Raw genomic sequence first — 26,944 nt, forward strand, 5'->3', positions numbered from 1 at the left:
CGCCGAGGCGGCGGGCTAAATACCAAAACAGGCGAGGGCGACCCTAACGGCGGAGCGCGGCAGCGATTTGAGCGAGCGGCGCCCGACCATTCCCAGATAGGCGAAGGCCTGGCGATATCTGCCGAAGCGGACCGCTTGCATCGCCGAATACGTGATGAGATGAACCTCGGCGGCCCGACGGAGCCCGGCCGCCATGCCCGCGGGCAGGCGCGCCATGATCAGCCCGTCGTCGAATATTCGCGCGATCGCCGGAAAGAAATCCTGCGGCGTCCGCAGCGCCGCGTTCATGGTGTTGGCCGTGTGCAGGCGGTAGTCGAGCAGAAGGTTTGGCGCAAACTCGAATTCGCCGATGGCAGCCAGGCGGCACCAGCAGTGCCAGTCCTCGCAATATCTGAGCGAGACGTCGAAGCCACCGATGGCGCGGAAGGCCTCTGCACGTGCCAGCGCAATGCCGCCATTGACGATGAAGTTGCCGGCCGCGAGCCGCGCCAGAACGTCCCCGGACGGTTTGCGGCGCCCCTTCAGCATATCCCGACGGCCGATCTGCCGTCCCTCGCTGTCGATCGTGTTGTAGTCGCCGTAGACGAGAACAGCTCGGGGCGCGCCACGCGCAGCGGCCAGCAGGGCCGCGACCGCGCCGGGTCGCAGGCGATCGTCGGCATCGAGGAAGAGCAGCCATTGGCCGCTCGCATGGTGGGCGCCGAGATTGCGCGCTGCCGATACGCCAGCGGCGCCGTTGGTCATCAGGCGCAGTCGAGGGTCACGAATGGCGCGGACGATGGCGGTGGTCTCGTCGGTCGAGCCGTCGTCCACGACGATCACTTCGCTGACCTCGGCCTGCGCCAGTGCGCTGGCGAGGGTTTCACCGACATAGGCCGCAACGTTCTTGGCGGGAATGACGACGGACACCGATGTGGTTGAGCCGACCTGCAGCGGGACGCGCGCCGCCGGAACGACGCGCGATGTGGCGGGCAATTCGAGAATTTCTTCCGCGGTGATCAAGATACGACTCGCCTTTAACCGTCTGTTAACTAGGGCGCTCTTGCGAGTTGGCAATGCGATCGATCGCAACCTTGGCCGTCGCGAATGATACTCGCATTGGGAAAAAAGCGTCGCCATGAAGGCTGCCGCAGTGCTGGTTTCGTCAATTAGCGTTAAGCCGCCGGCATTAAGCCTGTGGCAAATTTGGAAGAGTGCGACAGCCGGTCCCATGCGAGAATACGCACCAAGCCGCCGCGGATGGATCCCAGTGCCCGCAAAGACATTCGACTACGATCCCGACGACATGGTCCTCAACCTGTTCTACGAGGACAAGGACGATCGCTGGTTTCCCGGCGATCGGCATCTGCGGCGCATGGCGCGTCGCATGCTGCTCGGCGAGCCGCGCATGAGCGGGCAGCTCCGCGTGTTCCTCAATCTCTGTGCGGGGCTCGATCGGCTCGGTATCCGCTATCGCGTCAACGACTACGGCTACATCGCGCGGCATCCGGGCGAACTCGCCTGCATCATCGGCCGCACCTTCCTGCTCGACAAGTTCGCCTGGAAAAATCCGATCCTGCTCGGCGTCGCCGCCCACAATCATCCGCTCGACGATCCCGACCTGTTCAAGCGCCTGCCGGTCAAGAAGGTCGTGGTGCCCGGTCCATGGTACGCCGAGATGTATCGGCCGCATTGGCCCGACACGGAGGCCTGGCCGATCGGCATCGACACGGATCTATGGGCACCGTCGCCGACGTCGCAAAAGAGCGTCGACGTCCTGATCTACGACAAGGTGCACTGGGACCGCGATCGCTTCGCGGCGGAACTGATCGAACCCGTCCGCGCCCGGCTCACGAGGGAAGGCCGCTCGTTCACCGAGCTGCGTTACGGCAGCTACAAGGAAGAAGACTATCGGGCCGCGCTCGCGCAATCGCGTGCGATGATCTTCCTGTGCCAGAACGAGAGCCAGGGCATCGCCTATCAGCAGGCATTGTCTTGCGGCGTGCCGGTGCTCGCCTGGGATCCCGGCGGGCCGTGGCGAGACCCCGACTACTATCCGCATCGCGTCCAGTTCGCGCCGGTGTCGTCGGTGCCTTACTGGGACGATCGTTGCGGCGCCAAATTCGTCGACATCGCCGGGTTTGAGGCGGGCTGGGATGATTTCTGGGCCGGGTGCGCCGCCGATATGTTCGATCCGCGCGGTTTCGTGCTCGACAATCTCACGCTGGAACAGCGTGCGCTTCAATATTACGAGATCGCGCGGAGCATCGTGCGGCAGCAGGCGGTGCCGCAGAGCTCCGGCGGACTGGTTGACGGATGCTTAACAGGGATCGGCTAAGAGTTGGAGCCTCCCCCGGATTCACCACCAGCCTCGAGCCATGGATCGCAGCGCCACTGACATGACCGACGTCGAGGCCCGATCGTTCGGCGACGTCCTGCGCGATGGGCTTGCGAGGGTCGACGCGGTGCGGGCGGCGCGCTGCCTCGTCGCAGTCGCAGCCCTGCTCCTCGTGCTGGTGACGCTCGATCCGTTTCCTGACCTGCGCAACGAGGATGTCACCACCGTAGTCGGCGGACGAATGGCGCTCACCTATGTCGCCTGGGGCCTGCTGGCTGCGGTCGCTGTATTGTTCGTCGCCGCGACGGATGCGCCCGCGCTGAAGACCCTGGTGACGCCGCTGCATCTCTGCCTGGTCGGCTGGCTGTTGATCAACATCGTCTTCTCCGAGAATCGCGGAGTCTCGATGCAGCGCTTCGTGCTCGCAGCCAGCGTGATGTCGCTCGCGGTGCTGTTGCCGTTGTTGCCGCCGACGCAGCGTAGCTTCAATCTGTGTCTTGGCGGCGCCGCGCTCGTATTGCTCGCACTTTGCTATCTCGGCGTCTTCGTGGCGCCGCAATACTCGATGCACACCGCACTCGACATCACCGAGCCGCAGCTGGCCGGCGATTGGCGCGGCAGCTTCGGCCACAAGAACATCGCTTCGCCCGTGATGACCATCCTGATCTATGTCGGCATCTATCTGTCCGCCATCGGCTCGTTCGTGATGGGCCCGGCCATCGCCGCGCTGGCCGGACTCTTCCTGATCTTCACCGGCGGCAAGACGTCGTCGGTGCTGTGTCTTGCGATCTACGCGCTCGCCTCGCTGGTCTGCGTCACGCCGGGCCTGTGGCTGAAGCGGATGATCTGCTTCGTGCCGCTGATCGTGATGAACCTGTTGACGGTCGGCAGCGTCCTGAGCCCGGCGCTCGGGGCAATGACGCGGCTGCTTCCGCTCGATCCCACCTTCACCGGCCGTTCCGCCATCTGGGAGTTCGCGCTCGCAGCCGTCGCCGAGAAGCCGATCATCGGTCACGGCTACGCCGCGTTCTGGGACGACGTGACCGCGCGGCAGACCGCCCAGGGCGCCGAATGGGCGACGAGCGCGGCGCATAGCCACAACAGCTATCTCGACCTCGCGGTCACCATCGGCCTGCCGGGGCTGTTGCTGGTGATGCTCGTCTTGGTGCTCGCGCCGCTCGGCAATTTCCAGACGGCCCGAACTCACAACCGCAGCGGTGCGTTGGCAAAGCTGTTCCTGACCGTGTGGTTGTTCGGCCTGTACTACGGGGCCACCGAGACCTTCCTGCTCGAACGGCAGAATCCGATCTGGTTCATGTTCGCCGTTGCCGTGGCCGGCCTGCACTTCCTGGCCAGGTTCCAATGCGTGGCGGAAGTGGAACCGGAGCCTGAGGGCTCGTCGCAGCCGCTGCGGCCGCAGTGGCTTCGGCTTAACAATAAGCGGTGAGGTCACTTGTGGCCGCGACAAAACATAATCTATCTGGAAACACCCAGTAATCGTATGTCCCGCGGATGACGATCCTCAGCGTCGAGCAACCAGATGGTCTTGTGTCCAGTACGTCGGGAATCGCGGTCGATTTCCTGCGTGACTGGCAGCGGGCCGCATCCCGCTTGAACGCAGGCCATCGCACTGCATTCCAGCATGGCTACTGGCTCGGCGCCTGGTACGAGGCGTTCCACGATCTCTCGCCGCTGATTGCATTGATCTCAGATGCCACGACGGGCAGGGACATCGCAATCGTGCCGATGATCAGCCATCTCAGGCGCGGCATCCGCATCGTCGAATTCGCCGATCTCGGCGTTTCCGACAACAACGCGCCGATCCTGGCGCTCGATACCGCGTTGGACGCGGCGGCGACGGATGCGATCGGCAAGGCGCTGATCGACGCGTTGCGCGCATTGCCGGACCGCTTCGATTTGCTGCGCCTGAGGAAGATGCCGGCCCAGATCGGCGGCAACCCGAACCCGCTGGTGTCGCTCGGCCGGATCGGATCCTGCTCGCTCAACGGCAACCTCGTGCTGACCGGCGACGACTATGAAGATTACCAGGCCTCGATCAAGCGCATGCAGATGCCACGCTGCTGGCGCGTCTTCAGCCGTCACGCCGGCGCGCGATTCGAGATCGCCACCGATGTCGCGCGTGCGCGCGAGCTGCTGGACGTGATGGATGTCCAGCAGCAGGCGCGCATGCGAAAGCTCGGCTCGCGCTTCGTCCTCAACGACGAAACCCATGCGCAGTTCTATCGCGAGGTCGCGCGTCGGGGCGTCGCGAACGGTTACGCCGTCATCTCGGCGTTGGTCTGCGACGAGGCCGTCGTTGCCACCACGCTCGGCGTCAGGTTCGGTGCGACCTATTTTCTCCTGCGCATCAGCCACGCCGGCGATTCATGGTCGAGCTGCTCGCCGGGGCTGCTCGTGACCGAGCGCACCATGGCGGCGTTGCATGCGCAGGGAGTGCGCCGTTTCGACCTCAGCATCGGCAACCAGGACTACAAGCGCCGCTTCGGCGCCGAGCCCGTGCCGCTGACCGATGTCAGCGTCGCGCTGTCCTGGCGCGGTATGCCCTTCGCGTGGCGGGACCACGCCGCGCAGGGCCTGCGCCGTCACCCCAGGCTTGCCGCCTTTGCGGCGCAGGCGATGGGCAAGGGGACGCGCTGACGGGCGACCCTCGCATCAGCCATGTAGCTTAGCCGTGTAGCTTCCTGGCTGTCTCCGCGATCTGGCGGCCCTGATAGCGCGCGCCAGCGAGCTCGTTGGCGCTGGGCTGGCGGCTGCCGTCGCCGCCGGTGATGGTGGTGGCGCCGTAAGGTGCGCCGCCGGTGACCTCGTCGAGCTTCATCTGGCCGGCAAAGCCGTAGTTCAGGCCGACCACGACCATGCCGAAATGCAAGAGGTTGGTGATGATCGAGAACAGCGTCGTCTCCTGGCCGCCATGCTGGGTCGCGGTCGATGTGAAGGCGCCGCCGACCTTGCCGTGCAGCGCGCCCTTGGCCCAGAGGCCGCCGGCCTGGTCGAGGAAGTTCGCCATCTGCGAGGCCATGCGGCCGAAGCGGGTGCCGGTGCCGACGATGATCGCGTCGTAATTGGCGAGGTCCTCGATCTTGGCGACGGGGGCGGCCTGGTCGAGCTTGTAATAGGAGGCTTTCGCGACCTCGGCCGGCACCAGTTCGGGCACGCGCTTGATGTCCACGGTGGCACCGGCTTCGCGCGCGCCTTCGGCCACGGCATTGGCCATCGCTTCGATGTGGCCATAGGCGGAATAATAAAGGACGAGAACTTTGGTCATGATGGTCTCCGTTGGGTGAGTCGGATGATTAATCTTGTTCAGGTCGTCATGCCCGGGCTTGTCCCGGGCATCCACGTTCTTGGATCGTCGTGGAAGGGCGTGGATGGCCGGGACAAGCCCGGCCATGACGGAGAGAGCCGTTAGGCCGCGTCGACGAGCACGATCTCGGAATCTTCCAGTGCCGTGATCTTCAGCCTGTCCTCGTCGCGGATCGCGGCGCCGTCGCGGGCGTTGACGCGCACGCCGTTGATCTCGACTGACCCCGCCGCGGGCACAAGATAGAGGTGCCGCGACTTGTGCGGCACGTACTCCGCGCTCTCGCCCGCATTTAATGTGGTGGCGAGCACCCGCGCATCGGCGCGGATCGGCAGCGCGTCGGTGTCATCCGCGAAGCCGCTCGCGATGGTGACGAGCTTGCCCGAGCGGTCTCCTTTCGGAAAAGGCTTCGAGCCCCAGGTCGGCTGCCCCCCGCGCGCGGTCGGCTCAATCCAGATCTGGAAGATGCGTGTCCTGGTCGGCTCGAGATTATACTCGGAGTGGCGGATGCCGCTGCCGGCGCTCATCACCTGCACGTCCCCCGCTTCGGTGCGGCCTTCGTTGCCGAGGCTGTCCTGATGGGTGATCGCGCCTTCGCGCACATAGGTGATGATTTCCATGTTGGCGTGGGGATGGGCGGGAAAGCCGGTGTTCGGCGCGATCTCGTCGTCGTTCCACACCCGCAAGGCGCCGTGACCCATGTTGTCGGGGTCATAATGGCTTGCGAAGGAGAAATGATGCTTGGCGTTGAGCCAGCCGTGATCGGCGCCGCCGAGCTTTGCGAAGGGTCTGAGTTCGATCATCTGCGTAATTCCTTGTTTTGGCGGGTGGCGCCTTGATCAGGCGCCAAAACCGCCGTCGACGTTGAGCACCGTGCCGGTGACGAAGGATGCTTCCGGGCTTGCGAGGAAGACGATTCCGGCGGCGACTTCCTCGGGGCGGCCGAAGCGCTGCAACGCGTGCTGCTGGCGCTGGGTCTCGGCGAACTCGCCGCCGTCCTTCGGGTTCATGTCGGTGTCGATTGAGCCGGGCTGCACCACGTTCACGGTGATGCCGCGCGGGCCGAGGTCACGTGCGGCGCCCTTGGTGTAGCCGACTACGGCCGCCTTGGTGGCGACGTAGTCGGCGAGACCCGGGAACGAGGCGCGGTCGGCGAGCATCGAGCCGACGGTGACGATGCGGCCGCCTTCGCCCATCAAATGCGAAGCGGCGCGGATCGCGGCGATCACGCCATGCAGGTTGACGGCATCCTGGCGGGCAAGCGCTTCGGTATCGGCATCGGCGTCGTCGATCGCGGCGCCGCTCGCAACGCCGGCATTGTTGACGAGGATGTCGAGATGGCCGAACTCCTTTGCGACATCGTTGACCAGCTGCGTCACGTCCTTGGCCGAGGCCTGGTCGGCCTTGAAGGCGCGGGCCTTGACGCCCCGGGCCTTCAACTCGGTGACGACCGCTTCCGCCTTTTCGGGGGAGGCGACGTAGCTGATCGCGACATCGGCACCTTCATCGGCGAGTGCGCGGGCAGAGGCCGCGCCGATACCGCGCGAGCCGCCGGTGACGAGGGCAACCTTGCCTGAGAGCTTCTTGGTCATTGGATTTCTCCAGTCCTGAATTTCTGATGACCCTTGGATAAGCCTCCGCCTGTGGTATAGAAATAGAAACTGTCGAAACACATTGTTTCCTTAAGCAGCCCAATTGGATCCGCTTTCATGGCCAAGCTCCCCGATTTCGAGGCGCTCGCAATCTTCGCAAAAGTCGTGGAATTACGGTCGTTTGCGGGGGCCGCGGGCGAGCTCGCGATGTCCAAGGCGACGGTGTCCAAGGCGGTCACGCGCCTCGAAGAGCGGCTCGGCGCCCGGCTGTTCAACCGCACCTCACGCCGGCTCGCGCTGACCGATGCCGGGCATAAGCTCGCCGAGCGTGCGACCCGCCTCCTGTCCGACGGCGAGGCGGCGGAGAACGAGGCGCTGGCGCAGTCGGTCGCGCCGCGGGGCCTGGTGCGGCTCGCCGTGCCCATGTCGTTCGGGATCAAGGCGGTGGCGCCGTTGCTCCCGGAATTCTTCGAGGCTTATCCAGAGGTCTCGGTCGATCTGCACCTGAGCGATGCGACCATCGATTTGATCGGCGAGGGCTTTGACATGGCAGTGCGGATCGCACGGCTGCCGGACTCCTCGCTGATTGCGCGGCGGCTCTTCACGATGCCGCGCTTTACGGTAGCTGCGCCGTCCTATCTGAAGCGCGAGGGACGACCGACGCATCCGATGCATCTGGCCGCGCACAAATGCTTCAGCTATACCTATCTCTCCACGCCGAACGTCTGGCACTACACCAATGCGGCCGGCGAGCAGGCGAGTGTACGCCCAGGCGGCCAACTCCGCGTCAACAACGGCGAAGCGGTGATGCCGGCCCTGATCGCCGGCCTCGGCATCGCAGACCTTCCGGAATTCATCGTCGGTGACGCCATCTCCTCCGGCGAGGTCGAGGTGATTCTGAAGGACTGGAAGCAGGCCGAAGGCGCCGTGCATCTGGTGACGCCACCTGGCGGCCCGCGCCCCGCACGCGTCGAGGCGCTCGGCGATTTTCTCGCAGCGAAGCTGCCGGGTACGTGCAAGCGGCGGGTGCGCGGAAAGGCAAAGCCGTCGTAGCAAAGTCATCGTAGAACGAGCGGCTTCAGCGATCTCTGGATTGCTTCGCTTCGCTTGCAATGACGGGTTTGGACTAAGACACCTTCTCACCATTGCGCACGACAATTCGCAAGCTCGGTTTCAACGTCTCCTCCAGTTGCGACTTCAATTCATGGACACGCGGATCGTGCGAGCGCCTCGCGCAAACCGCGTATTGGTGCACGGATCGCGCCAAGGCGCGCCGCGCTTCCGGGGTTCGCGTCACGTCCGGCTTCGAAAGCCGCAAGACGATGGCGGCGAGATTCACCAGCATCTCGTCCAGCGCCACGTCAATGGTCTGAAGTCTATTCATCGCTCCACTCCCTGGGAGGCAACGGTAGAGTCCAGGGGGCGTTCCTGACCGGGCGGAACATGGATAATGCTTCGTTAATCCCGCCGCGCGTCTTGTTCTTGCGGACGGTCACGCTAGGCTGGCGGCGAAATAAGAAAACAGGGGGGAATCTGCCATGGATCGACGCGATGTCCTGCGCGCCGCTGCCGCATTGCCGTTGTTGCCTGTGTTGTCGAGCGTGGCTTTCGCGCAAGCCTATCCCGCGCGCAACGTCACCATGATCGTGCCGTTTCCGGCCGGGGGCCAGGCGGATCTTGCGGCGCGTCCCGTCGCACAGGCGCTGGAGCGAATCCTCGGCAAGGCGGTCATCGTCGACAACCGCGCCGGCGGTGGCGGCGGATCGGTCGGCAATGCCGCGGCGGCACGCGCCGAGCCCGATGGCTATACGCTGCTGATGACGCTGTCCTCGCTCGCGGTGCTGCCCGAGGCCGACCGGCTGTTCGAGCGTCCGGTGGCCTACGAGGTCTCACAGTTCATGCCGATCGCGCGGGTGCTGGCCGATCCCACGCTGCTCGCGGTGCCGGCTTCGGCGCCGTGGAAGACGGCGCAGGATTTCGTCGAGGATGCGAAGAAACGCTCGGGCCAGATCACCTATGGCTCGTCGGGGCCTTACGGCACGCTGCATGTGGCGATGGAGATGTTTGCGAGCAGCGCCGATATCAAGCTGCTGCATGTGCCGTTTCGCGGCGCCGGACCGGCGCTCACCGCGCTGCTCAGCGGCACCGTGCAGGCGATCGCCGCCGCACCGGGGACGCTGAAGCCGCAAGTGGACGACGGCAAGCTGCGCGTGCTCGGCAATTGCGGCGCCAAGCGCATCGCAAGCTTCCCCGATGTGCCGACGTTCCAGGAGCTCGGCTACAAGGACGTCGAGATGTACATCTGGGCCGGGCTGTTTGCGCAGAGCGCGCTGCCGGCGCCGATCGCGACTCGCCTGCGCGAGGCGATGGCGCAGGTCATGACGAGCCCCGACGTGCTCAAGGCCTTCGAAACGTCGGGCAGTCTCGTTGCCTATCAGGACGCGCCGGCGTTTGCCGAGTTCGTGGCGGTCGACAGCGCGCGGCTGATTACGGCGGTCAAGAAGATCGGCAAGGTCGAATAGGTTCCTAGCCCGTTTTCACAATTTTTTGTTGGTCCAGAACCTCTCCGCGTCCCATTGATTGAAGAGAATTCGAGAGACACGCGAAGGAATCGGACATGCGAACAGAGCGGATTGCGCTGGGTGTGGCGCTTGCGATCGGCGGCATCGCCGCGCAAAGCGCTGCATCCGCTGAAGAGTATCGCGGAACCATGGAGCAGCAGATGGCCTGCACGCCGGATGTGTGGCGGCTGTGCAGCGACCAGATCCCCGATGTGAGTCGCATTACCGCCTGCTTGCGGCAGAACACGCCCCAGCTCTCCAGCGGTTGTCGCGCGGTGTTCCAGTCCAACAACCAGATGCCCCCGCAGCAGCAGGTTCCGGGCAACCGTGTGGCGCCGGCGCCGCGATACAACAATGTGCCGCCACCACCTCCGCAGGCGCAGCCGCGGCCTTATGACGATAGCGACGATTAGTGCTGCCCAAGGCATGATCCGGGCGCGCGCACAGCAGTGGGCGCGAAGATGCGGCCGTGCCGCCTCGTTCAGCGCTCGCCCTTGCCGCCCGACTCAGGTCGATCCCGGAGCGCCGTCCGCATGATGGCGCCGAAGAGCAAAGCTGCCACCGGCCAATGGAACCAGATCTTGTGCATGCCGGTGAAAATATTGATCAGAATCAGAAAGGCCGACACCGTGAGGGCCCCCGCAATCGGGCGGGGCAGCTTCGCCAGCCCGTCTGAAACGAAGCCCATCCAATTGGATGACTCGGATCTGTCGCGGCGCGCGGCGTCAGTTTGCGACCCCGCCATTGCGGTCTGAGACGTCGGGCGTTCGCCAGGCGGAAAGCTCCGTGCTTGAGCGGTTTGGCCGCTCATGGTCACACGATAGCTGGTCACGGGCGCAATGTTTTTCATTGGACGCTGGCCGAGGCAGTCGAAGCCAACAGATAATTTGTTGTGCACCTGATCATAGGCGGAGCTGGAGATCACGATGCCGCCGGGCTCGGCAAGTTCCTGCAGACGCGCCGCGATATTGACCCCGTCTCCGTAGAGGTCGGAACCATCCACCATCACATCGCCGAGATTGATGCCGATGCGAAACCGCATCGGGGGAGGTGGGGCCGAATCCTGGTTGGAAATTTCCTGCTGAATCTCGACCGCACACTGCACGGCTTCGACGACGCTAGCGAATTCGGCGATGACAGCATCGCCCCAGGTATTCACGATCCGGCCGTCATGGCGCTCCACCAATCGCGCAATGGCCGTGCGGTAGCGGCGGAGTGTCTCCAGCGTTCCCGCCTCGTCTGCTTCCATGAGACGAGAATAGCCGTGCACATCAGCGCATAGCACGGTGGTCAGCCGCCGTTTGACCTTATCGTCGGGCATGGTCCGCACATTAGCCTCCCTGACCGGCAAATGCATCAGGCATCCCGCAGCTGCCTTACGGCCTGACCTCGCAGACATCGACCCATTCCGCTGCGGTCAGCTCGGCCATCCGGTCCGGCGTGATGCGCACGGCGCTGTGGGTCGAGCCGGCGGCTGGCACCACCACGTCGAACGCTTTCAGCGAGACGTCGCAATAGACCGGCAGCGGCGACTTCAGCCCGAACGGACAGACGCCGCCGACCTCATGGCCGGTGATTTCCGCCACCTCTTCCAGTCCCAGCATCTTCGGCTTGCCGCCGAACGCCGCCTTGACCTTCTTGTTGTCCATGCGCGAGGTGCCGGCCGCGACGATCAGGATGACGCGTTCGCCGATCCGCAAGGACAGCGTCTTGGCGATCATTCCGGGCTCGACGCCGTAGGCCTCGGCGGCCAGCGGCACGGTCGCGGAGCTGATCGGGGATTCGATAACGGTGATGTCGGGGGCTTTTTCGGCGAAGAAATCGCGAACGGATTGAAGGCTCATTCAGGTCGGCTCATTCCAGACTCATGGGCGGGCGGCGATGCCTAAGCAATCCCTGGCAGCTCCGAGAGCGCCCGGACACGATGATCCGGCGCAAAGCCGAGCTCGTCCATCTGGGTGCGGATCGCCTTGAACATCGTCAGCGGTGCCACGAGTTCGTTCTCGACGCAAGCCAGCGCCATCGCTTCGGGCGTGACCCGTTCGATCCAGGCAACGTTCAGTCCGAATGCTTTCGCGCCCGCGACATCCCAGGGATTGGAGGAGACGAACAGCACCTCGTCCGGCGCGGTGCCGAGCGCCTCGCCGATCAGCTCATAGGCCTCCGGGCTCGGCTTGAAGATCTTCTTCGCGTCGACGCTGATCGTGGCATCGAGCAGGGCGTCGAGACCGGAGTTGCGCACGAGCGCATTCAGCATGTCCGGACTGCCGTTGGAGAGGATGGCGAGTTTTCGCGGCTTCAGAGACGTGAGCGCTGCCGTCGCATCCGGATAGAGATCGAGATGCAGATATTTCTCGATCACGCGCTCAAATGCCTCGTTCTCGTAAGCGAGCCCGAGCACGCGCAGTGTATAGGAAAGCGAGTCGCGCGTGATGGCTGCGAAGTCCTGGTAGCGCCGCATCAGCGAGCGCAACCAGGTGTATTCGAGCTGCTTGATCCGCCAGATCTGCGTGATGATCTCACCGTAGCCCGGAAACACATCCTCGGTGATCTCCGCGACCGACTGGATGTCGTAGAGCGTTCCGTAGGCGTCGAAGACAACGGCTTTGAGACTCAATTGACCTGTCCCCCGGGATTGCTGCGGGCGCATGGACTATACAAGGCGCCACGGTATCGATCCAACACGGAAACGCGAACTGGGCCCCTGATTTCTAAAGCCTGATCACGACCTTGCCAAAGTGTGAGCCGGTCCGGAGGTGCGCATATGCTTCGAGAACGTCGTCGAAGTCGTAGACCCGATCGACGATCGGGTGGATCGCATGCTCGGTCATGAAGCGATTCATCGCGACAAAGTGTTCGGCCGATCCGACGGTAACACCGATGATGTCGGCATTCTCCCACTGAAGGCGCGCGAGGTCGGGCTTGGGGCCGAACCCCGTCAAAACCCCGATCTGAACGATCTTGCCACCCGAAGCGACCGATCGCAGCGATCGGTCATAGGTGCCGGGACCGCCGAGTTCGAGGATATGACTGGCCCCGGCGCCATTCGTCGCCTTCATCAGGCCCACATCCCAGTCAGGCGTGTCGCGATAGTTGATGAGGATCGAGCCGCCCAGCGCCTTGGCGCGGGCGAGTTTTTCATCCGAGGAGGATATCACGATCGCACGCGCCCCCAGCGCCGCTGCGAATTGAAGCCCGAACAGCGCGACGCCGCCTGTTCCCTGGACCAGCAGCGTGTCGCCTCTGCGCATCCCGCCGCGTGCGATGAGGCCATGAAAAGCCGTGACGCCGGCACAGGGCAGGGTCGCTGCCTCCACCGCGGACAGATGCGCCGGCACTGAGACCAGCGCGGTCGCCGGCAGCACGACATACTCAGCCAGCATTCCGTCCATCGTGTTGCCGCCGAGGGACGACGGAATATAGCTGGACTTGAACGGCCCCGAGATCCAATCGCGGAAGAACGATGCAGCGACGCGGTCTCCGAGTTGCCATTGCGCGACGTCGGCGCCGACGGCGTCAACGACACCCGCGCCGTCGGAGAGTGGCACGCGGCCGTTGAGCTCGCCTCGGCCTGCACGGTCGAGGATCAGGAGGTCGCGGTAATTCAGACTTGCCGCTTCGACCCGAATGCGGACCTCGCCATTGGCGGGTTCGGGTTTGCTGATTTCGGCGCGCGCAAGGTGGCCAGCACCAGCTTGGCCGTTCAAATGGTAGGCTTTCATCGTTGCTCCCTTCACAAGTGGCATTCACTTGGACGAGCAAATTCTGTAAGGTCTGACAGTGCTGTCAGGGTCAAGAGGCTTCAGATGAAAATCGGCGAACTCTCCCGGCGGACGGGGGTCAGCGTCCGGATGCTGCGCTACTACGAAGGCGAAGGACTGCTCGCGCCGCTGCGGACGAACTCCGGCTATCGCGACTATGGCCTGGCCGAAGAGGAAGCCGTACGGCGGATCAAGATGCTCGGCGCCGCGGGGATGACGCTCGAAACCATCAAGCGGTTGCTCCCGTGCGTGCGGAACAACGATCCGGCTTTCACGCCGTGCAACGAGCTGCGAAAAATACTCGCTCAGCAGGTCGGCCTGATCGATGAACGTATTGAGACGCTCAGCGAAAGCCGGACAATTTTAGCGGGCTATCTGGCAAGCGTGAATTGATCGCACGCAACGCGGCCATCGGATTCACCGCGCCAAAGTCTTGGGCCTTGAGGGTTTGAGTGTGAGGGCTTCGATAGCAGCGTCGAAGCCCTCGATGCGCTGACGAGTACGCGCCTAGATCCCCAGCAGCTTCCGCGCGTTCGCCTTCAACACCTTCGGCCGGATCTCGTCGCGGATCTCGATCTTGGCGAAATCCGACAGCCAGCGGTCGGGCGTGATCACCGGCCAGTCCGAGCCGAACAGCATCTTGTCCTGCAGGATCGAGTTGATGTAGCGCACCAGGATCGGCGGGAAATATTTCGGCGACCAGCCCGAGAGGTCGATGTAGACGTTCGGCTTGTGGGTCGCGACCGACAGCGCTTCTTCCTGCCAGGGGAAGGAGGGATGGGCGAGGATGATCTTGAGGTCGGGGAAATCCGCCGCGACGTCGTCCATGTACATCGGGTTGGAATATTTCAGCCGCATCCCCATGCCGCCGGGCATGCCCGAGCCGACGCCGGTCTGGCCGGTGTGGAACAGCGCGATCGCGCCACCATTGTTGATCTCTTCATAGAGCGGATAGGCCATGCGGTCGTTGGCGTAGAAGCCCTGCATGGTTGGGTGGAATTTGAAGCCGCGCACGCCGTATTCTTCGATCAGCTTGCGCGCCTCGCGCACACCGAGCTTTCCCTTGTGCGGGTCGATCGAGACGAAGGGGATGAGGACGTCGAGATGGTCGGAGGCGATCTCCAGCATCTCCTCATTCTTGTAGCGGCGGAAGCCGGTCTCGCGCTCGGCGTCGACCGGGAAGATCACCGCGGCGATTTTCTTGGATCGGTAGTAGGCCGCGGTCTCCGGCACGGTCGGCGGATGCTTGTGCGGCGACTTGAAATAGTCCGCCATCTGCGCCTGGAAGTCGTCATAGCCGTCGTCGGGATGGGTGCCGCAGGGCTCCTCGGCGTGGGTATGGATGTCGATGGCGACGACGTCGTCGATATTGGGCAGCTTCAGCTTCGGCATGGGTTTCCTCCCGACGGGTTGCCGAATTGATTATATGATATAACGAACTTGGCAAGGCGTTGTGGGACAAGGCGTTGTGGGGCAGGCACCGTCCGAGATGCTGGTTGGGCCGATCCGGCCGCTTCTACTTTGCATGGGGTTGTTTTCCTGAATTTGCGGGGTGGGATCGGGCCAGTTAACATTGACATCCGGTCCTCCCATGCCTTAAGAACCGCCCCGTCCCGGGCGGTCGGTCCGCCAGCGGGAAAATCTCATTTTGCCTCATTCGCGCGTGCCGAAACGGTAGTGCCGAACACGGCCTTTCGAACGTTCAGGATTCTGCCATGAAGGTCCGTAACTCGCTGAAATCGCTGCGCGGTCGCCATCGCGCCAACCGCCTGGTCCGCCGCAAGGGCCGGGTCTATGTGATCAACAAGGTGCAGCGCCGCTTCAAGGCGCGTCAGGGCTGATTTCGCCCTGCCGGACGCCCGCGCGCGCCCCGCAAGACCACGGTCTCACACGAGTTTGACGCCGCCTTTGCTTTGCAAGGGCGGCTTTGCGCGTTTAGACTTCGACCATGGCAGTGAGATTCTCCGTCGCGCGCACCCTGTGTCTGGCCCTTGTGCTGGGAGCCGCCGGACTCGCTCCGGCGCTGGCACAGCAGATTGATCCGCCGACCCCGCCCGGCAAGCAGAAGAAACTTCCGGAAGCGCCGGCCAAGCTGCCCAAGGTCGATCGCACCAAGAATCTCGATTTCCTGTTCGGCGCGCTGAAAGCTGCGCCCGACGAGGCCAGCGCCAAGCATGTCGAGGCGCGGATCTGGGCGATCTGGATCCAGACCCCGAGCGACACCGCGGCGCTTTTGATGGCGCGGGCCAAGACCGCGGTCGACGCAAAGAAGATCGAGGTTGCGATCAAGCTGCTGGATTCAGTCGTCAAGCTCAGGCCCGACTACATCGAAGCCTGGAATCGTCGCGCCACGCTCTACTACATGCAGAACGATTATGGCCGCTCGCTCGCCGACATTCGCGAGGTGTTGATCCGCGAGCCCCGCCATTTCGGCGCGCTCGCAGGCCTCGGCATGATCATGCAGGAGGTCGGCGACGAAAAGCGCGCACTTGAGGCCTACCGCAAGGCGCTCGCCGTCAACCCGCACCTCGAGAAGATCCCCGATCAGGTCAAGGCGCTGACCGAGAAGGTCGAAGGCCGCGATATTTAGCGGACAAGTCGATCATTGCTCGAGCGAATGCGGCGCTAGCCGATTAACCACGATCACACGCGCCGCGTCACGAGGGGTGTGGGTGGCCCCGCCGCAGGCCTACCTTCATCGCGGGAGCACAGCCATGAAGCGTTTGATCTTTGCAGGTACATTGCTGCTCGCGTCGGGCACGGCGAGCCTCGCCGACGGACTGTTCTGGGTGGTCGGCAATCGCGCCACCGGAAAATGCAACATCGTGACCAGCAATCCCGTGATCATCGGCGACGTCTGGTTCGGTGACGGTCCCTACAAATCGAAGGCCGACGCCAAGCTTGCCCGTTCGACCATCCGCGCCTGTCCCGCATCCACGCCTGACGAGGAAAAGGACGAGGACACCACGAACTAGGTCGACAGCGACCTAGTGCAAAACGCTGCCTTCGCGCTCGGCGAGGCCGCGATCGACCGCTGCGGCGTAGGCCTTTGCAAGCTCCGTCTCGAGATGCTCGTTGATCAGCAGCAGCGCGCGCACGGCACCGCGCAGGTCGCCGTGGCAGCTTGCCACGATCTCGTCGATCGCAGTGTCTTTGGATCTCAGGCTCATCGCAATTCTCCGGTTCAAATCAGGATAAATCCTGCCGGTCTTTCCCGCATCCCCGAGGGCTGCGAGCACGATCGGCGCCCACCCGCGTCTAAATGGCGGAACCGACCGTGGCGATTATAAGGAAGCTGCGATGACGAAGGCATGAAGCTGTTTCGAGGCCTGCGTGCTCCCGGGCCAGTATTGATTTCGTTGCGTTTTTCCCGCTTGAATTATGCACATATCCACAGCCCCGGCATTTCAAGTGGAGCGCGGGGGCTCCCCGGGCGAAACTGCCGCCCGCAAGCCACGTAACTGCCCTGTGCCCTGGATCGCCCGGATTCCATCCATGATCGTGATGTCAGTCGTGACCGCGCTGGTTGTGCTGGCGCTGGTCACGCAGGCCGGCGTCCTCGCCGTGCAACGCGCCTTTCCACCGCAGGGCCGGATGATCGAGGTCGATGGCGCCGTGCTTCACCTCGTCGATATCGGCCCGCGCGATTCGGGCCTGCCGATCGTGATGCTGCACGGCGCGAGCTCCAATCTCGAAGCGATGCGGCGGCCGCTCGGCGATCTCCTCGCCAGGAATCATCGCGTGATCCTGATCGACCGTCCCGGTCACGGCTGGAGCACGCGGGCGCGGCGGCAGGATTCGACCCCGGAGGTCCAGGTGCGGATGATCGATGAGGCGCTCGGCAAGCTCGGGATCGATCGCGCGGTCTTCGTGGTGCATTCCTGGAGCGGTGCGCTCGGCGCACGGCTGGCGCTCGATCATCCCGGCCGCGTCGCGGGCCTTGTGATGCTCGCGCCCGTCACCCATCCCTGGCGCGGCGGCGTCGGCCGCTACAACGAGGTCATCGCAACGCCCGTGATCGGCCCGCTGCTCGCCTACACCATAACCCTGCCGCTGGGCTACTTCCTGAGCGAGCCCGGCGCGCGCAACGTCTTCCTGCCGCAAATGATGCCAGACGGTTTCGTGCAGGACTCCGCGACGCCGCTGCTGCTGCGCCCGCGCGAGTTCATCGCCAATGCCTATGATCTGGTGACGCTGAAGGAAGCGGTCGCCGCGCAGGTTGCGCGCTACGGCGAGATATCGGCGCCGGTCACGATCATCGCCGGCGAACCCGACAAGACGGTAAAGACCGACATTCACGCGCGCCCGTTCGCCGCCACCGTGCAGAATGCGAAGCTGATCGTGCTGCCTGATCTCGGCCACATGGTGCAGAACGCGGTGCCCGATCTCGTGAAGGCGGAGATCGAGACGATGATCGGGAAAATCGTATCGGCGCAGGCGGTCGCCGATTAGAGCGTTTTCGAGCGAAGTGGCTGCCGGTTCGCGTGAAGAAAACGCGTCAAAACAAGAACCTGGAGCTTCGGTTCTGATTCAATGAACCGAAGCTCCGGCGACCGCCTCACACGCGCTTACTGCTTGACCTTCCCGTCCTTGTCGAACTGCGACACGTAGGCCCAGAGATTGTTGATCTCGTTCTCGTTCTTGATGCCGGCGAATGCCATCTTGGTGCCGGGGATCTTGGCCTTGGGGTCCTTGATGTATTCCTTGAACTGGGCCTCGTTCCAGGTGATGCCGGAATTCTTGTTGGCGTCGGAATAATTGTAGTCCGGCGCGGTGCCGGACTTGCGGCCGTCGAGGCCGTTGAGCTCGGGGCCGACCTTGTTCTTGGCGCCTTCGCCGATCGCGTGGCAGGCCAGACATTTGTTGAACGACGACTTGCCGGCCGCGGCATCCTGCGCCATCGCGGCAGGTGCGGTGGCAATCGCGGTGAGGATGGTCAATGCGCCAAAAATCAGTTTTGTCATCGGGTGCTCTTCGTCTCTTCCCTGGGGGCTGGTCAGTTGCTTGCCTGATCGGCAATGGTCGGACCTGCCGGTTTTGGCAGGCCTGCTCGGATTGGACAAGCCGCCAAACCATGGCAGGTTTCACGATTTCCTACTTGTCCCAGAGCGAACTCGCGCAAGATCGTCGATCCGACTTTCGGATGGCCTACCCAAACCACCGCGGACATGGTTGATTTGCCGCGACAATTCGATCCTGCGGCCTCAGCCGGAAGGATACGCCATGAAGGATGTGATATGGCCATCATGATGCCCGCGAGCGACCAGGCTGTGCTCGCGCGTCGCGCCGAGATCGTGGCTGCATTGCGCGCAATCGTGCCGGGCGAAGGCGTGATCGATACGCCTGCCGAGATGCGGGCCTATGAATCCGACGGACTGACGGCCTATCGGCAGCCGCCGATGGTCGTGGTGCTGCCCGACACGACCGAGCAGGTTTCGCTCGTCCTGAAATATTGTGCAGGGCAGGGCATCAAAGTGGTGCCGCGCGGCTCCGGCACCTCGTTGTCCGGCGGCGCGCTGCCGCTGGAAGACGGCGTGCTCCTGGGACTCGGCAAGTTCAAGCGCATCCGCGAGATCGATTTCGACAACCGCGCCGTCGTCACCGAACCCGGCGTCACCAACCTCGCGATCAGCCAGGCCGTCGCCCATGCCGGATTCTACTACGCGCCGGATCCGTCCTCGCAGATCGCCTGCTCGATCGGCGGCAATGTCGCGGAGAATTCCGGCGGCGTGCACTGCCTGAAATACGGCATGACCACCAACAACGTGCTCGGCTGCGAGATCGTGCTGATGAGCGGCGAGATCCTGCGCATCGGCGGAAAATCGGCGGAGAACTCAGGCTACGACCTGATGGGCGTCATCACCGGCTCGGAAGGCCTGCTCGGCGTCATCACCGAGATCACGGTGCGCATCCTGCAAAAGCCGGAGACGGCGCGCGCGCTGATGGTCGGATTCGCGCAAGTCGAGGCGGCCGGCGAATGCGTGGCGCGCATCATCGGCGCCGGCATCATTCCCGGCGGCATGGAGATGATGGACAAGCCCGCGATCCACGCCGCGGAGGCCTTCGTCCATGCCGGCTATCCGCTCGATGTCGAGGCGCTCCTCATCATCGAGCTCGACGGTCCCAAGATCGAGGTCGACGAGCTGATCACGCGGGTCGAGGCGATTGCGAACGCTTGCGGCTCGACCACCTGCCAGATCTCGACCTCGGAGGCCGAGCGCAATTTGTTCTGGGCGGGGCGCAAGGCTGCGTTCCCCGCCGTCGGCCGCATCTCGCCGGACTATCTCTGCATGGACGGCACCATCCCGCGCGGTGCGCTGCCGAAGGCGCTGGCGCGCATCCGCGAGCTCTCGGAAAAATACCAGCTCGGTTGCGCCAACGTGTTCCATGCCGGCGACGGCAATCTGCATCCGTTGATCCTCTACGACGCCAACAAGCCCGGCGAGATCGAGCGCGCCGAAGCCTTCGGCGCCGACATCCTGCGCGCCTGCGTCGAGTTCGGTGGCGTGCTCACCGGCGAGCACGGCGTCGGTATCGAGAAGCGCGATCTGATGCCGGAGATGTTCAGCGAGATCGACCTCAACCAGCAGCAGCGCCTGAAATGCGCCTTCGATGCGCAGGGCCTGCTCAATCCCGGAAAGGTGTTTCCGACCCTGCACCGCTGCGCCGAGCTCGGCCGCATGCACGTCCACGCTGGGAAGCTGGCGTTTCCCGACATCCCGCGATTTTAACGTCGCCTCGCTGCAACGCGCCAGATTTGATTTTCGCTGCAAATTTCGCTACCGCCTCAGTCGTGGATACGCTCAAGGTACGAGACGCCAAAGACGTCGAAGAAGTGGTGCGCGCGGCGATTGCCAATGAGCAGCCGCTCGAGATCATCGGCCATGGTTCCAAGCGCGGCATCGGCCATGCGATGGCGACCAATGCTGTGCTCGACGTCTCCGCGCTGAATGCCATCACCGCCTACGAGCCCAACGAACTCATTGTCACGCTCCAGGCCGGCGCGCCGTTGGCCGACGTGCTGTCGCTGATCGATGCCAAGAACCAGCAATTCGCCTTCGAGCCGATGAACACCGCGCCGCTGCTCGGCACGCCGGTATCAGGCACCATCGGCGGCATGATCGCGGCTGGACTGGCCGGTCCGCGCCGGATCAAGGCGGGTGGGGCGCGCGACCATCTGCTCGGGGCGCATGCCGTCTCCGGTTTCGGCGACAGCTTCAAGACCGGCGGCAAGGTGGTGAAGAACGTCACCGGCTACGACCTCTGCAAGCTTCTCGCCGGTTCCTGGGGCACGCTGTCGGTCATGACCGAGGTCACGCTGAAGGTGATGCCGAAGCCGGAGGCCGAGCGGACGCTGTTGCTGCGCGGGCTCGACGGTGCCGCCGCCAACCAGGCGATGACGGCGGCGCTCGGCTCGCCCTTCGACGTCTCCGGGGCCGCGCACCTGCCGACATCGGCGTTCCGGACCAGGATCGAAGGTCTCGGCGATATCGCAGGCCAAAGCGAGGCGCTGACCATGCTGCGGCTCGAAGGCATTACCGCCTCGGCCGCCCACCGTGCCGGCTCGCTGCGCGACTTGCTGGCGCCGTTCGGAACCGCGACTCTCGTCGAGGACACGGTGTCAGCGGCGCTGTGGACCACGATCCGCGACGTCCTGCCGTTCGCAGCCAGTGGCGCGCTGGGGGCCTGGCCGGTCTGGCGGATCGTCTGTCCACCGGCGTCGGGCGCGGCGCTCGGGACGCTGCTGGCGCGCGAGACCGGCGGCGAATTGATCTACGATTGGGGTGGTGGACTGATCTGGGCGGCGTTGCCACCGAAGCCGGACGCGCATGCCACGGCCGTGCGCGAACGTGCGAATGCGGCCGGCGGGCACGCCACGCTGATCCGGGCGGCCGAGGACGTCAGGCGCACGATCGATGTATTCCACCCGCAAGCCCCTGGCCTTGCCGCGTTGAGCGAGCGGGTCCGCGCCAGTTTCGATCCGAAGACCGTTCTCAACCGGGGCCGGCTGACGCGGGGCGCTTGCTGAATGAAGACCGAATTCTCACTCGCGCAGCTCGCCGATCCCGACATCGCGGAAGCCGACAAGATCCTGCGCGCCTGCGTCCATTGCGGCTTCTGCACCGCAACCTGTCCGACCTATGTGCTGCTTGGCGACGAGCTCGATAGCCCGCGCGGCCGCATCTATCTGATCAAGGAGATGCTGGAGAAGGACCAGACGCCGACGGCCGAAGTGGTCAAACATGTCGACCGTTGCCTGTCGTGCCTGGCCTGCATGACGACCTGCCCCTCGGGGGTGAATTACATGCATCTGGTCGATCAGGCCCGGGTCAGGATCGAGCAGCGTTACGAGCGGCCGCTGGCCGAGCGGCTGCTGCGCCGGGTGCTGGCCTTCGTCCTGCCGGACCCGCAGCGTTTCCGCGCCAGCATGTGGCTGGCGCGGCTGGCCCGCCCACTGGCCGCGTTGCTGCCGACGCCCCGGCCATCGGCGACGCCCGGCATGATCCTGCGCCTCAAGGCGATGCTGGCGCTGGCGCCGAGCCGGCTGCCGCCGCGGGGGCCCGCCGCCGGGAGTGTGTTCGCGGCTCTCGGCAAGAAGCGCGGCCGGGTCGCGCTGCTCCAGGGCTGCGCTCAGCAGGTTCTTGCGCCGCGCATCAACCAGGCCGCCATCAGTCTCCTCACGCGCCACGGCATCGAGGTCGTCCTTGTCAGGGACGAGCAGTGCTGCGGCGCGCTGACCCACCACCTCGGCAACGACCAGGACGCATTGGCGCGGGCTCGCGCCAATGTCGCGGCGTGGTGCGCGGAAGCGGCCGGCGAGGGGCTCGACGCGATCCTGGTGACGGCGTCAGGCTGCGGCACCGTGATCAAGGACTACGGCTATCTTTTGCGAGAGGACGCTGCGTTTGCCGCCGATGCGGCGAAGGTCTCTGCGCTCGCCAAGGACATCACTGAATACGTCGCCGGCCTTGGACTCGCGGCCACCGCGCGCCAGGACAACATCGTCGTCGCCTATCACTCTGCGTGTTCGTTGCAGCACGGGCAGAAAATCACGGGCCTTCCGAAAGAATTGCTTTCCAATAATGGATTCGTGGTGAAAGATGTGCCGGAGAGCCATTTGTGTTGCGGTTCGGCGGGGACTTACAACATTCTCCAGCCCGAGCTTGCGGGCCGGTTGCGCGATCGCAAGGTCGCCAACATCGCGAGCGTCAAGCCGGACATGATTGCCGCAGGCAATATCGGCTGCATGGTGCAGATTGCCAGTGGCACGTCAGTTCCGGTCGTACACACGATTGAGCTTCTCGATTGGGCTACGGGCGGGTCGCGGCCGGCGTTGAACGCGCAAGACTGAGCTTTCGAAGACTGAGCTTTCGAGGGCTGAGCTTTCGTCCGGAGGTGGCGGCTGACGACACCCGATCGACCATTGTTCGGCGGCAACAGGAGGACCACGATGGCGAAAGCGAAGAAGAAAAAAAGCAAGAAGGCTAAAAAGGCCAAGAAGGCGGTAGCGGCGAAGAAGACCGCAAAGAAGGCAGCCAAGAAGTCCGCGAAGAAGTCTGCCAAGAAGGCTACAAAGAAATCTGCGAAGAAGGCCGCGCCGAAGAAGGCGGCCAAGAAGGCCGCTAAGCAGGCTGCGCCCAAAAAGGCCGCCAAGAAGACTGCGAAGAAAGCGGCGCCGAAGAAGGCGAAGGCAGCTCCCGCGCCGAAGCCGTCAACGCCGGCAGCTCCGGCTCCTGAGCCCGCCGCCGAGACAAGCTGGGCGATGCCTTCGTCTTCTGCGGACTCGACGCCGGCCGAGGGACAGGGTTAGGCCCAAGGTCGGGCCAAGGGCTGGACCCATCCGACGACCACGATCGACAACAGGAAGGCCGCAGCGGTGATGCTGCGGCCTTTTTGCATCGCGCGACGGCGCGCGGAGGATGGTCTTGTCCGGAGGCAGCCTGATTCGTGGCGCGGGCAGCACGGTACCGCAGGACCCGTACTAACCCGGGCCTCCCAGTGCACTTTGGAATGCAAATAATGTGTTCGAGAAGACACACAGGCTGACAACCTTCCGTGGAATCGTCAGAACGCCCAAAAAGTCGGCAGATGCCCGTGTTTTTTGCTTCACGGTTTGCCTCACCCCATCCAGATTGCCGCAGTTACGAAATTTGCAATCAGGTCGTGCGTTCCGGGGGCTTCCGGGATCCGGCTGGGGTCTTAGAACTGGTGATGGGGATCGAAATGAAAAAAGTGGCTTTGTTGGCAACGGCGCTGGCAATGGTGACGGGCTCGGCTTTCGCGGCAGACATGGCGGTGAAGGCTAAGAAAGCCCCGCCGGTGGTTGCGTTCGATCCCTGGGATATCGCCTTCGGCGGCGCCATCATGAGCGACTACATCTTCCGCGGCGTCACGCAGTCGAACCACAAAGCGTCGGTCGCCGCCTATTTTGAGCCGCGCTACAACGTCAACAAGGACCTCCAGCTCTACGTGGGCGTGTCCGCCGAGAGCATCTCCTTCGCCAATCGCGCCGCTGCTGAAGTCGACATCTACGGCGGTATCCGCCCGACCTTCGGCGCCTTCGCGTTCGACATCGGCGTCTGGGGCTACCTGTATCCGGGCGGCAGCTGCGCCGACAACGTGCTCACCGGCGGCATTCCCGGCGGCAACGTCTGCGGCGTCAGCACGACCACGATCTTCCTCGCCGACGGCAACGTCATGAAGAAGGACGTCAGCTTCGTCGAAGTCTACGGCAAGGTGAACTACACCATCAACGACAGCTTCACGGTCGGCGCGACCGAGTACTACTCGCCGAACTTCCTGAACTCGGGTGCCTGGGGCAACTACGCTTCGTTGACCGCCAAATACACGGCGCCCAGCACGGCCTTCGGTGCTTCCGGCATGGGCATGTACGTATCGGGTGAGTTCGGCCGGCAGTGGTTCGGTACTTCGGACGCCTTCTACGGCACCGGCGTCGGCACCGTTTTCGCCAACGGAATCCCCTACAAGGACTACAACACCTGGAACATCGGCATCGGCTTCACCTACAAGGTGTTCACGCTGGACCTGCGTTACTCCGACACCGACCTGAACAAGGGTGATTGCAACGCCTTCACCAGCGCCTTCAACGCCACCGGCACCACCAACGTCACCGCGATCAATCCGGGCGGCGCTGGCTCCAACTGGTGCGGCGCGGCCGGCATTGCCAAGCTGTCCTTCGACCTGACCGCGATGAGCAACCTGAAGTAAGCTTCTTCCCGAAGCGACTTGATGAGGGCGGCAGGGCAACCTGCCGCCCTTTTGCTTTGGGACTTTGGCGCACAGGCCGGGGGCCCGCATGGTTCGAGACGCCCGCCTCCGGCGGGCTCCTGCTCCTCACCAGGAGGGCTCACAGATTTCACCGCGAGGACAGACCTCATCCTGAGAGCCCGTCAAAGGCGGGCGTCTCGAAGGAGGGCCGCAACGAAGGGCCATTAGCCTCAGGGCTTGGTCGAGCGTTCTCAGCGTGCCGCGCTCGGCTCCTTCTCGACCGGCACACCACCGTCGCCGAGGACGTGGATCGCGCCGTGCTTCACCATCGTCACCTTGCGGGTATGGAAGGCTTCCAGCGTCGAGCGGTGGCCGATCGAGACGAGGGTGGCCTGTGGCAGCTTCTCCGCCAGCAGCCGGTACAGGCGGGCCTCGGACGGCTCGTCCAGCGAGGCCGTGGCCTCGTCCAGGAACAGATAGTCCGGCGCATGCAGCAGCGCGCGGGCGAGCCCCAGGCGCTGCTGCTCGCCGAGCGACAGCATCCGGTTCCAATGACCGTCCTCCTCGAGCCGCTCGGCGAGGTCGGGCAGCCCGACCGCGATCAGCGCATCCCTGACACGTGAGGTTTCGAACGCGCCCGGCGCGGCCGGATAGACCACCGCGTCGCGCAGCACGCCCACCGGGAAATAGGGGCGCTGGGGCAGCATCATCAGCTTCGCTTTTTCCGGGACGAAGATGCTGCCGGTGCCGAACGGCCAGATGCCGGCGATGGCCCGGAACAGCGTCGACTTCCCGGAGCCCGACGGTCCGGTCACCAGCACGCGCTCGGGCGTCTGGACGGAGAAGGCGTCGGCTGCGACCAGCGGCGTGCCGCTCGGCAGGTTCACGCAGAGCTGTTCGAGGGCGATATTGCGATTGCCGCCGGCGGCCTTGAGGGCAATCGCAGGCTCGTGCGGCGGCAGGTGCGCGGCCGCATCAACCGACATCTCGAAGCCGTCGAGGCGCGCGACGATCGAGCGCCATTCCGCCAGCGATCGGTACGCCGTGACGAAGAACGACAATGCGCCCTGTACGCTCGAGAAGGCCGAGGCGGTCTGCATCATGTCGCCAAGCTGGATCTTCTTGGCGAAGAAGGCCGGCGCCACCAGCACGTAGGGAAAGATCACGGCGGCCTGCTGATAGCTCGCGGTGAACGCGGTGAGGCGCTTGGTACGGCTCATGATGGCGTACCAATTGCCGATCACGAAGCCGAAGCGCTCCAGCAGCCGGCCGCGCTCGGCGCCTTCGCCCTTGAGCAGCGCGATCTGCTCGGAATTCTCGCGGACGCGGACGAGGTTGAAGCGGAAGTCGGCCTCGAAGCGCTGCTGCTCGAAATTGAGGTTGACCAGCGGGGCGCCGATCCAGTGCGTCAGCGCTGTACCGAAGATCGCGTAGACCAGCGCGCCCCAGCACAGATAGCCGGGGATCATGAGATCGGCGCCGAACAGGTGCAGCGGCGCGGCGTTGGAGAGGCCCCAGAGGATGATTACGAAGGAGAACAGCGTCACGATCGACGAGAGCAGGCCGAGCCCGATAGTCAGGGTCTGCTCGACGAAATTCTTGACGTCCTCGGTGATGCGCTGGTCCGGGTTGTCCGCCGCATCGCCCTTGAGCTGCATGCGGTAATGGGTGGCGCCTTGCAGCCATTCGCCGAGGTAGTGCCGGGTCAGCCATTGCCGCCAGCGGATCTGGAGCCACTGGTTCAGGTACAGCTTATAGACCGCCAGCGCGATGAAGGCGGAGGCGAGGCCGATGAAGATCCAGATCTCCCTGACGAAACTATCCCAATCACTTGCCTGCAGCGAGCTGTAGAACCGGTTCTGCCATTGATTGACCAGGACGTCGATCGCGACCAGCGCCAGCTCCATCGCGATGACAGCGGCGAGCAGGCCGCGGCCAGCCCATTTGTCCTCGGACCGGAAATACGGGGCGGCGATTCGCCAGACGATCGCGAGCGTGGCGCTGATGTTCTTCACAGAGCTCTGTCTCCTGAGGGGATGTGCACAACTGCCAAGGGCCAAAGACCTGGGACGACGGCGGAAATCGGCGCGCTTAGACTAAAGTCGCAAGTGCTGCAATTTGCGTTGGCTTGTCGCAGCTTGCAACCCTAGCATGGGGCGCAT

The 26,944-nt window shown here is 64.2% G+C and carries 29 protein-coding genes; 16 read left to right on the forward strand and 13 right to left on the reverse strand.

Annotated features, from left to right (window positions below; translation table 11 throughout):
* Nucleotides 1-15 precede the first annotated feature (15 nt).
* Nucleotides 16-1,002: a glycosyltransferase gene (locus AC0L21_RS32270; protein WP_473265721.1), complete on the reverse strand. Its 987-nt coding sequence runs from the start codon at nucleotides 1,000-1,002 to the stop codon at nucleotides 16-18.
* Between the two features lie 247 nt (nucleotides 1,003-1,249).
* Here AC0L21_RS32270 and AC0L21_RS32275 point away from each other — a divergent pair, with 247 nt between their 5' ends.
* The 3 genes from AC0L21_RS32275 to AC0L21_RS32285 all read left to right on the forward strand — a co-directional run bounded on the left by AC0L21_RS32275 (nucleotide 1,250) and on the right by AC0L21_RS32285 (nucleotide 4,975).
* Nucleotides 1,250-2,317 (forward strand): glycosyltransferase, encoded by a 1,068-nt coding sequence (locus AC0L21_RS32275; protein WP_473265722.1) that lies wholly within the window; start codon nucleotides 1,250-1,252, stop codon nucleotides 2,315-2,317.
* Between the two features lie 40 nt (nucleotides 2,318-2,357).
* Nucleotides 2,358-3,764: an O-antigen ligase family protein gene (locus AC0L21_RS32280; protein WP_473265723.1), complete on the forward strand. Its 1,407-nt coding sequence runs from the start codon at nucleotides 2,358-2,360 to the stop codon at nucleotides 3,762-3,764.
* 65 nt (nucleotides 3,765-3,829) lie between these two features.
* Nucleotides 3,830-4,975 carry a GNAT family N-acetyltransferase gene (locus tag AC0L21_RS32285; protein ID WP_473265724.1) on the forward strand — a complete coding sequence of 382 codons (1,146 nt, stop codon included), beginning with the start codon at nucleotides 3,830-3,832 and terminating at the stop codon, nucleotides 4,973-4,975.
* A 28-nt stretch (nucleotides 4,976-5,003) separates the two neighbouring features.
* Here AC0L21_RS32285 and wrbA read toward each other — a convergent pair whose 3' ends face one another.
* From wrbA to AC0L21_RS32300, 3 genes are all read right to left on the reverse strand, one after another.
* Nucleotides 5,004-5,603 (reverse strand): NAD(P)H:quinone oxidoreductase, encoded by a 600-nt coding sequence (wrbA, locus tag AC0L21_RS32290; protein ID WP_473265725.1) that lies wholly within the window; start codon nucleotides 5,601-5,603, stop codon nucleotides 5,004-5,006.
* Between the two features lie 140 nt (nucleotides 5,604-5,743).
* Nucleotides 5,744-6,442 carry a pirin family protein gene (locus tag AC0L21_RS32295; RefSeq protein WP_473265726.1) on the reverse strand — a complete coding sequence of 233 codons (699 nt, stop codon included), beginning with the start codon at nucleotides 6,440-6,442 and terminating at the stop codon, nucleotides 5,744-5,746.
* Between the two features lie 36 nt (nucleotides 6,443-6,478).
* Nucleotides 6,479-7,231 carry an SDR family NAD(P)-dependent oxidoreductase gene (locus AC0L21_RS32300; RefSeq protein ID WP_473265727.1) on the reverse strand — a complete coding sequence of 251 codons (753 nt, stop codon included), beginning with the start codon at nucleotides 7,229-7,231 and terminating at the stop codon, nucleotides 6,479-6,481.
* A 117-nt stretch (nucleotides 7,232-7,348) separates the two neighbouring features.
* Between AC0L21_RS32300 and AC0L21_RS32305 the strand changes: the two genes are divergently transcribed.
* Nucleotides 7,349-8,284 carry a LysR family transcriptional regulator gene (locus AC0L21_RS32305; RefSeq protein ID WP_473265728.1) on the forward strand — a complete coding sequence of 312 codons (936 nt, stop codon included), beginning with the start codon at nucleotides 7,349-7,351 and terminating at the stop codon, nucleotides 8,282-8,284.
* 73 nt (nucleotides 8,285-8,357) lie between these two features.
* On the opposite strand, the gene AC0L21_RS32310 is transcribed toward AC0L21_RS32305, so the two are convergent.
* Nucleotides 8,358-8,615 carry a hypothetical protein gene (locus tag AC0L21_RS32310; RefSeq protein ID WP_473265729.1) on the reverse strand — a complete coding sequence of 86 codons (258 nt, stop codon included), beginning with the start codon at nucleotides 8,613-8,615 and terminating at the stop codon, nucleotides 8,358-8,360.
* A 154-nt stretch (nucleotides 8,616-8,769) separates the two neighbouring features.
* On the opposite strand from AC0L21_RS32310, the gene AC0L21_RS32315 reads away from it, so the two are divergent.
* Both AC0L21_RS32315 and AC0L21_RS32320 read left to right on the forward strand, forming a co-directional pair.
* Nucleotides 8,770-9,753, forward strand: coding sequence for a tripartite tricarboxylate transporter substrate binding protein (locus tag AC0L21_RS32315; RefSeq protein ID WP_473265730.1), 984 nt, complete (start codon nucleotides 8,770-8,772; stop codon nucleotides 9,751-9,753).
* Nucleotides 9,754-9,848: 95 nt separating this feature from the next.
* Nucleotides 9,849-10,205, forward strand: a complete 357-nt coding sequence (locus AC0L21_RS32320) for a hypothetical protein (protein WP_473265731.1) — start codon at nucleotides 9,849-9,851, stop codon at nucleotides 10,203-10,205.
* 68 nt (nucleotides 10,206-10,273) lie between these two features.
* Here the strand turns inward: AC0L21_RS32320 and AC0L21_RS32325 are convergent, their stop codons facing one another.
* From AC0L21_RS32325 to AC0L21_RS32340, 4 genes are all read right to left on the reverse strand, one after another.
* Nucleotides 10,274-11,113 (reverse strand): adenylate/guanylate cyclase domain-containing protein, encoded by an 840-nt coding sequence (locus tag AC0L21_RS32325; RefSeq protein WP_473265732.1) that lies wholly within the window; start codon nucleotides 11,111-11,113, stop codon nucleotides 10,274-10,276.
* 55 nt (nucleotides 11,114-11,168) lie between these two features.
* On the reverse strand, nucleotides 11,169-11,636 hold the full coding sequence (locus AC0L21_RS32330; protein WP_473265733.1) for a YbaK/EbsC family protein: 468 nt from the start codon (nucleotides 11,634-11,636) through the stop codon (nucleotides 11,169-11,171).
* Nucleotides 11,637-11,677: 41 nt separating this feature from the next.
* Nucleotides 11,678-12,409, reverse strand: coding sequence for a haloacid dehalogenase type II (locus AC0L21_RS32335; RefSeq protein WP_473265734.1), 732 nt, complete (start codon nucleotides 12,407-12,409; stop codon nucleotides 11,678-11,680).
* Nucleotides 12,410-12,503: 94 nt separating this feature from the next.
* Nucleotides 12,504-13,514 (reverse strand): zinc-dependent alcohol dehydrogenase family protein, encoded by a 1,011-nt coding sequence (locus AC0L21_RS32340; protein WP_473265735.1) that lies wholly within the window; start codon nucleotides 13,512-13,514, stop codon nucleotides 12,504-12,506.
* Nucleotides 13,515-13,598: 84 nt separating this feature from the next.
* Here AC0L21_RS32340 and AC0L21_RS32345 point away from each other — a divergent pair, with 84 nt between their 5' ends.
* Nucleotides 13,599-13,946, forward strand: a complete 348-nt coding sequence (locus AC0L21_RS32345; protein ID WP_473265736.1) for a MerR family transcriptional regulator — start codon at nucleotides 13,599-13,601, stop codon at nucleotides 13,944-13,946.
* A 114-nt stretch (nucleotides 13,947-14,060) separates the two neighbouring features.
* Here AC0L21_RS32345 and AC0L21_RS32350 read toward each other — a convergent pair whose 3' ends face one another.
* A complete protein-coding gene (locus tag AC0L21_RS32350; protein WP_473265737.1) occupies nucleotides 14,061-14,945 on the reverse strand; it encodes an amidohydrolase family protein in 885 nt (294 codons plus the stop codon).
* Nucleotides 14,946-15,268: 323 nt separating this feature from the next.
* Here AC0L21_RS32350 and ykgO point away from each other — a divergent pair, with 323 nt between their 5' ends.
* The 3 genes from ykgO (at nucleotide 15,269) to AC0L21_RS32365 (ending at nucleotide 16,528) form a co-directional block, all read left to right on the forward strand.
* On the forward strand, nucleotides 15,269-15,394 hold the full coding sequence (ykgO, locus tag AC0L21_RS32355; RefSeq protein ID WP_006611362.1) for a type B 50S ribosomal protein L36: 126 nt from the start codon (nucleotides 15,269-15,271) through the stop codon (nucleotides 15,392-15,394).
* A 107-nt stretch (nucleotides 15,395-15,501) separates the two neighbouring features.
* The gene (locus AC0L21_RS32360; RefSeq protein ID WP_473265738.1) at nucleotides 15,502-16,143 is read left to right on the forward strand and encodes a tetratricopeptide repeat protein; all 642 of its coding nucleotides are present in this window, start codon (nucleotides 15,502-15,504) and stop codon (nucleotides 16,141-16,143) included.
* A gap of 124 nt (nucleotides 16,144-16,267) precedes the next feature.
* Entirely contained in the window at nucleotides 16,268-16,528 is a 261-nt protein-coding gene (locus AC0L21_RS32365) for a hypothetical protein (RefSeq protein ID WP_473265739.1), read from the forward strand.
* A 12-nt stretch (nucleotides 16,529-16,540) separates the two neighbouring features.
* Here the strand turns inward: AC0L21_RS32365 and AC0L21_RS32370 are convergent, their stop codons facing one another.
* Nucleotides 16,541-16,723 (reverse strand): hypothetical protein, encoded by a 183-nt coding sequence (locus AC0L21_RS32370; protein ID WP_007596968.1) that lies wholly within the window; start codon nucleotides 16,721-16,723, stop codon nucleotides 16,541-16,543.
* Between the two features lie 325 nt (nucleotides 16,724-17,048).
* On the opposite strand from AC0L21_RS32370, the gene AC0L21_RS32375 reads away from it, so the two are divergent.
* Entirely contained in the window at nucleotides 17,049-18,005 is a 957-nt protein-coding gene (locus AC0L21_RS32375) for an alpha/beta fold hydrolase (RefSeq protein ID WP_473265740.1), read from the forward strand.
* Nucleotides 18,006-18,121: 116 nt separating this feature from the next.
* On the opposite strand, the gene cycA is transcribed toward AC0L21_RS32375, so the two are convergent.
* Nucleotides 18,122-18,517, reverse strand: a complete 396-nt coding sequence (gene cycA / locus AC0L21_RS32380; protein ID WP_473265741.1) for a cytochrome c-550 CycA — start codon at nucleotides 18,515-18,517, stop codon at nucleotides 18,122-18,124.
* A gap of 273 nt (nucleotides 18,518-18,790) precedes the next feature.
* Between cycA and AC0L21_RS32385 the strand changes: the two genes are divergently transcribed.
* From AC0L21_RS32385 to AC0L21_RS32405, 5 genes are all read left to right on the forward strand, one after another.
* On the forward strand, nucleotides 18,791-20,284 hold the full coding sequence (locus tag AC0L21_RS32385; protein ID WP_473265742.1) for an FAD-linked oxidase C-terminal domain-containing protein: 1,494 nt from the start codon (nucleotides 18,791-18,793) through the stop codon (nucleotides 20,282-20,284).
* Between the two features lie 62 nt (nucleotides 20,285-20,346).
* Nucleotides 20,347-21,582, forward strand: coding sequence for an FAD-binding protein (locus tag AC0L21_RS32390; protein WP_473265743.1), 1,236 nt, complete (start codon nucleotides 20,347-20,349; stop codon nucleotides 21,580-21,582).
* Nucleotides 21,583-22,905: a glycolate oxidase subunit GlcF gene (gene glcF, locus AC0L21_RS32395; RefSeq protein WP_473265744.1), complete on the forward strand. Its 1,323-nt coding sequence runs from the start codon at nucleotides 21,583-21,585 to the stop codon at nucleotides 22,903-22,905.
* A gap of 99 nt (nucleotides 22,906-23,004) precedes the next feature.
* Entirely contained in the window at nucleotides 23,005-23,364 is a 360-nt protein-coding gene (locus AC0L21_RS32400) for a histone (RefSeq protein WP_473265745.1), read from the forward strand.
* A gap of 413 nt (nucleotides 23,365-23,777) precedes the next feature.
* Nucleotides 23,778-24,782 carry a TorF family putative porin gene (locus AC0L21_RS32405; RefSeq protein ID WP_473265746.1) on the forward strand — a complete coding sequence of 335 codons (1,005 nt, stop codon included), beginning with the start codon at nucleotides 23,778-23,780 and terminating at the stop codon, nucleotides 24,780-24,782.
* Between the two features lie 251 nt (nucleotides 24,783-25,033).
* Here AC0L21_RS32405 and AC0L21_RS32410 read toward each other — a convergent pair whose 3' ends face one another.
* Complete coding sequence (locus AC0L21_RS32410; RefSeq protein WP_473265747.1) at nucleotides 25,034-26,797, reverse strand: ABC transporter ATP-binding protein/permease; 1,764 nt, start codon at nucleotides 26,795-26,797, stop codon at nucleotides 25,034-25,036.
* Nucleotides 26,798-26,944 lie beyond the last annotated feature (147 nt).

The sequence above is a fragment of the Bradyrhizobium sp. WSM4873 genome, assembly GCF_055811355.1.

Excerpts from the sequence above, each read along its gene's own strand:
- AC0L21_RS32285 (WP_473265724.1), top strand. The coding sequence starts at position 3,830 with ATGACGATCCTCAGCGTCGAGCAACCAGATGGTCTTGTGTCCAGTACG.
- glcF (WP_473265744.1), top strand. The coding sequence starts at position 21,583 with ATGAAGACCGAATTCTCACTCGCGCAGCTCGCCGATCCCGACATCGCG.
- AC0L21_RS32320 (WP_473265731.1), top strand. The coding sequence starts at position 9,849 with ATGCGAACAGAGCGGATTGCGCTGGGTGTGGCGCTTGCGATCGGCGGC.
- AC0L21_RS32400 (WP_473265745.1), top strand. The coding sequence starts at position 23,005 with ATGGCGAAAGCGAAGAAGAAAAAAAGCAAGAAGGCTAAAAAGGCCAAG.
- AC0L21_RS32315 (WP_473265730.1), top strand. The coding sequence starts at position 8,770 with ATGGATCGACGCGATGTCCTGCGCGCCGCTGCCGCATTGCCGTTGTTG.
- AC0L21_RS32375 (WP_473265740.1), top strand. The coding sequence starts at position 17,049 with ATGATCGTGATGTCAGTCGTGACCGCGCTGGTTGTGCTGGCGCTGGTC.
- AC0L21_RS32305 (WP_473265728.1), top strand. The coding sequence starts at position 7,349 with ATGGCCAAGCTCCCCGATTTCGAGGCGCTCGCAATCTTCGCAAAAGTC.
- AC0L21_RS32300 (WP_473265727.1), bottom strand. The coding sequence starts at position 7,231 with ATGACCAAGAAGCTCTCAGGCAAGGTTGCCCTCGTCACCGGCGGCTCG.
- AC0L21_RS32310 (WP_473265729.1), bottom strand. The coding sequence starts at position 8,615 with ATGAATAGACTTCAGACCATTGACGTGGCGCTGGACGAGATGCTGGTG.
- cycA (WP_473265741.1), bottom strand. The coding sequence starts at position 18,517 with ATGACAAAACTGATTTTTGGCGCATTGACCATCCTCACCGCGATTGCC.
- ykgO (WP_006611362.1), top strand. The coding sequence starts at position 15,269 with ATGAAGGTCCGTAACTCGCTGAAATCGCTGCGCGGTCGCCATCGCGCC.
- AC0L21_RS32325 (WP_473265732.1), bottom strand. The coding sequence starts at position 11,113 with ATGCCCGACGATAAGGTCAAACGGCGGCTGACCACCGTGCTATGCGCT.
- AC0L21_RS32295 (WP_473265726.1), bottom strand. The coding sequence starts at position 6,442 with ATGATCGAACTCAGACCCTTCGCAAAGCTCGGCGGCGCCGATCACGGC.
- AC0L21_RS32405 (WP_473265746.1), top strand. The coding sequence starts at position 23,778 with ATGAAAAAAGTGGCTTTGTTGGCAACGGCGCTGGCAATGGTGACGGGC.
- wrbA (WP_473265725.1), bottom strand. The coding sequence starts at position 5,603 with ATGACCAAAGTTCTCGTCCTTTATTATTCCGCCTATGGCCACATCGAA.
- AC0L21_RS32345 (WP_473265736.1), top strand. The coding sequence starts at position 13,599 with ATGAAAATCGGCGAACTCTCCCGGCGGACGGGGGTCAGCGTCCGGATG.
- AC0L21_RS32360 (WP_473265738.1), top strand. The coding sequence starts at position 15,502 with ATGGCAGTGAGATTCTCCGTCGCGCGCACCCTGTGTCTGGCCCTTGTG.
- AC0L21_RS32280 (WP_473265723.1), top strand. The coding sequence starts at position 2,358 with ATGGATCGCAGCGCCACTGACATGACCGACGTCGAGGCCCGATCGTTC.
- AC0L21_RS32350 (WP_473265737.1), bottom strand. The coding sequence starts at position 14,945 with ATGCCGAAGCTGAAGCTGCCCAATATCGACGACGTCGTCGCCATCGAC.
- AC0L21_RS32365 (WP_473265739.1), top strand. The coding sequence starts at position 16,268 with ATGAAGCGTTTGATCTTTGCAGGTACATTGCTGCTCGCGTCGGGCACG.
- AC0L21_RS32330 (WP_473265733.1), bottom strand. The coding sequence starts at position 11,636 with ATGAGCCTTCAATCCGTTCGCGATTTCTTCGCCGAAAAAGCCCCCGAC.
- AC0L21_RS32340 (WP_473265735.1), bottom strand. The coding sequence starts at position 13,514 with ATGAAAGCCTACCATTTGAACGGCCAAGCTGGTGCTGGCCACCTTGCG.
- AC0L21_RS32370 (WP_007596968.1), bottom strand. The coding sequence starts at position 16,723 with ATGAGCCTGAGATCCAAAGACACTGCGATCGACGAGATCGTGGCAAGC.
- AC0L21_RS32385 (WP_473265742.1), top strand. The coding sequence starts at position 18,791 with ATGGCCATCATGATGCCCGCGAGCGACCAGGCTGTGCTCGCGCGTCGC.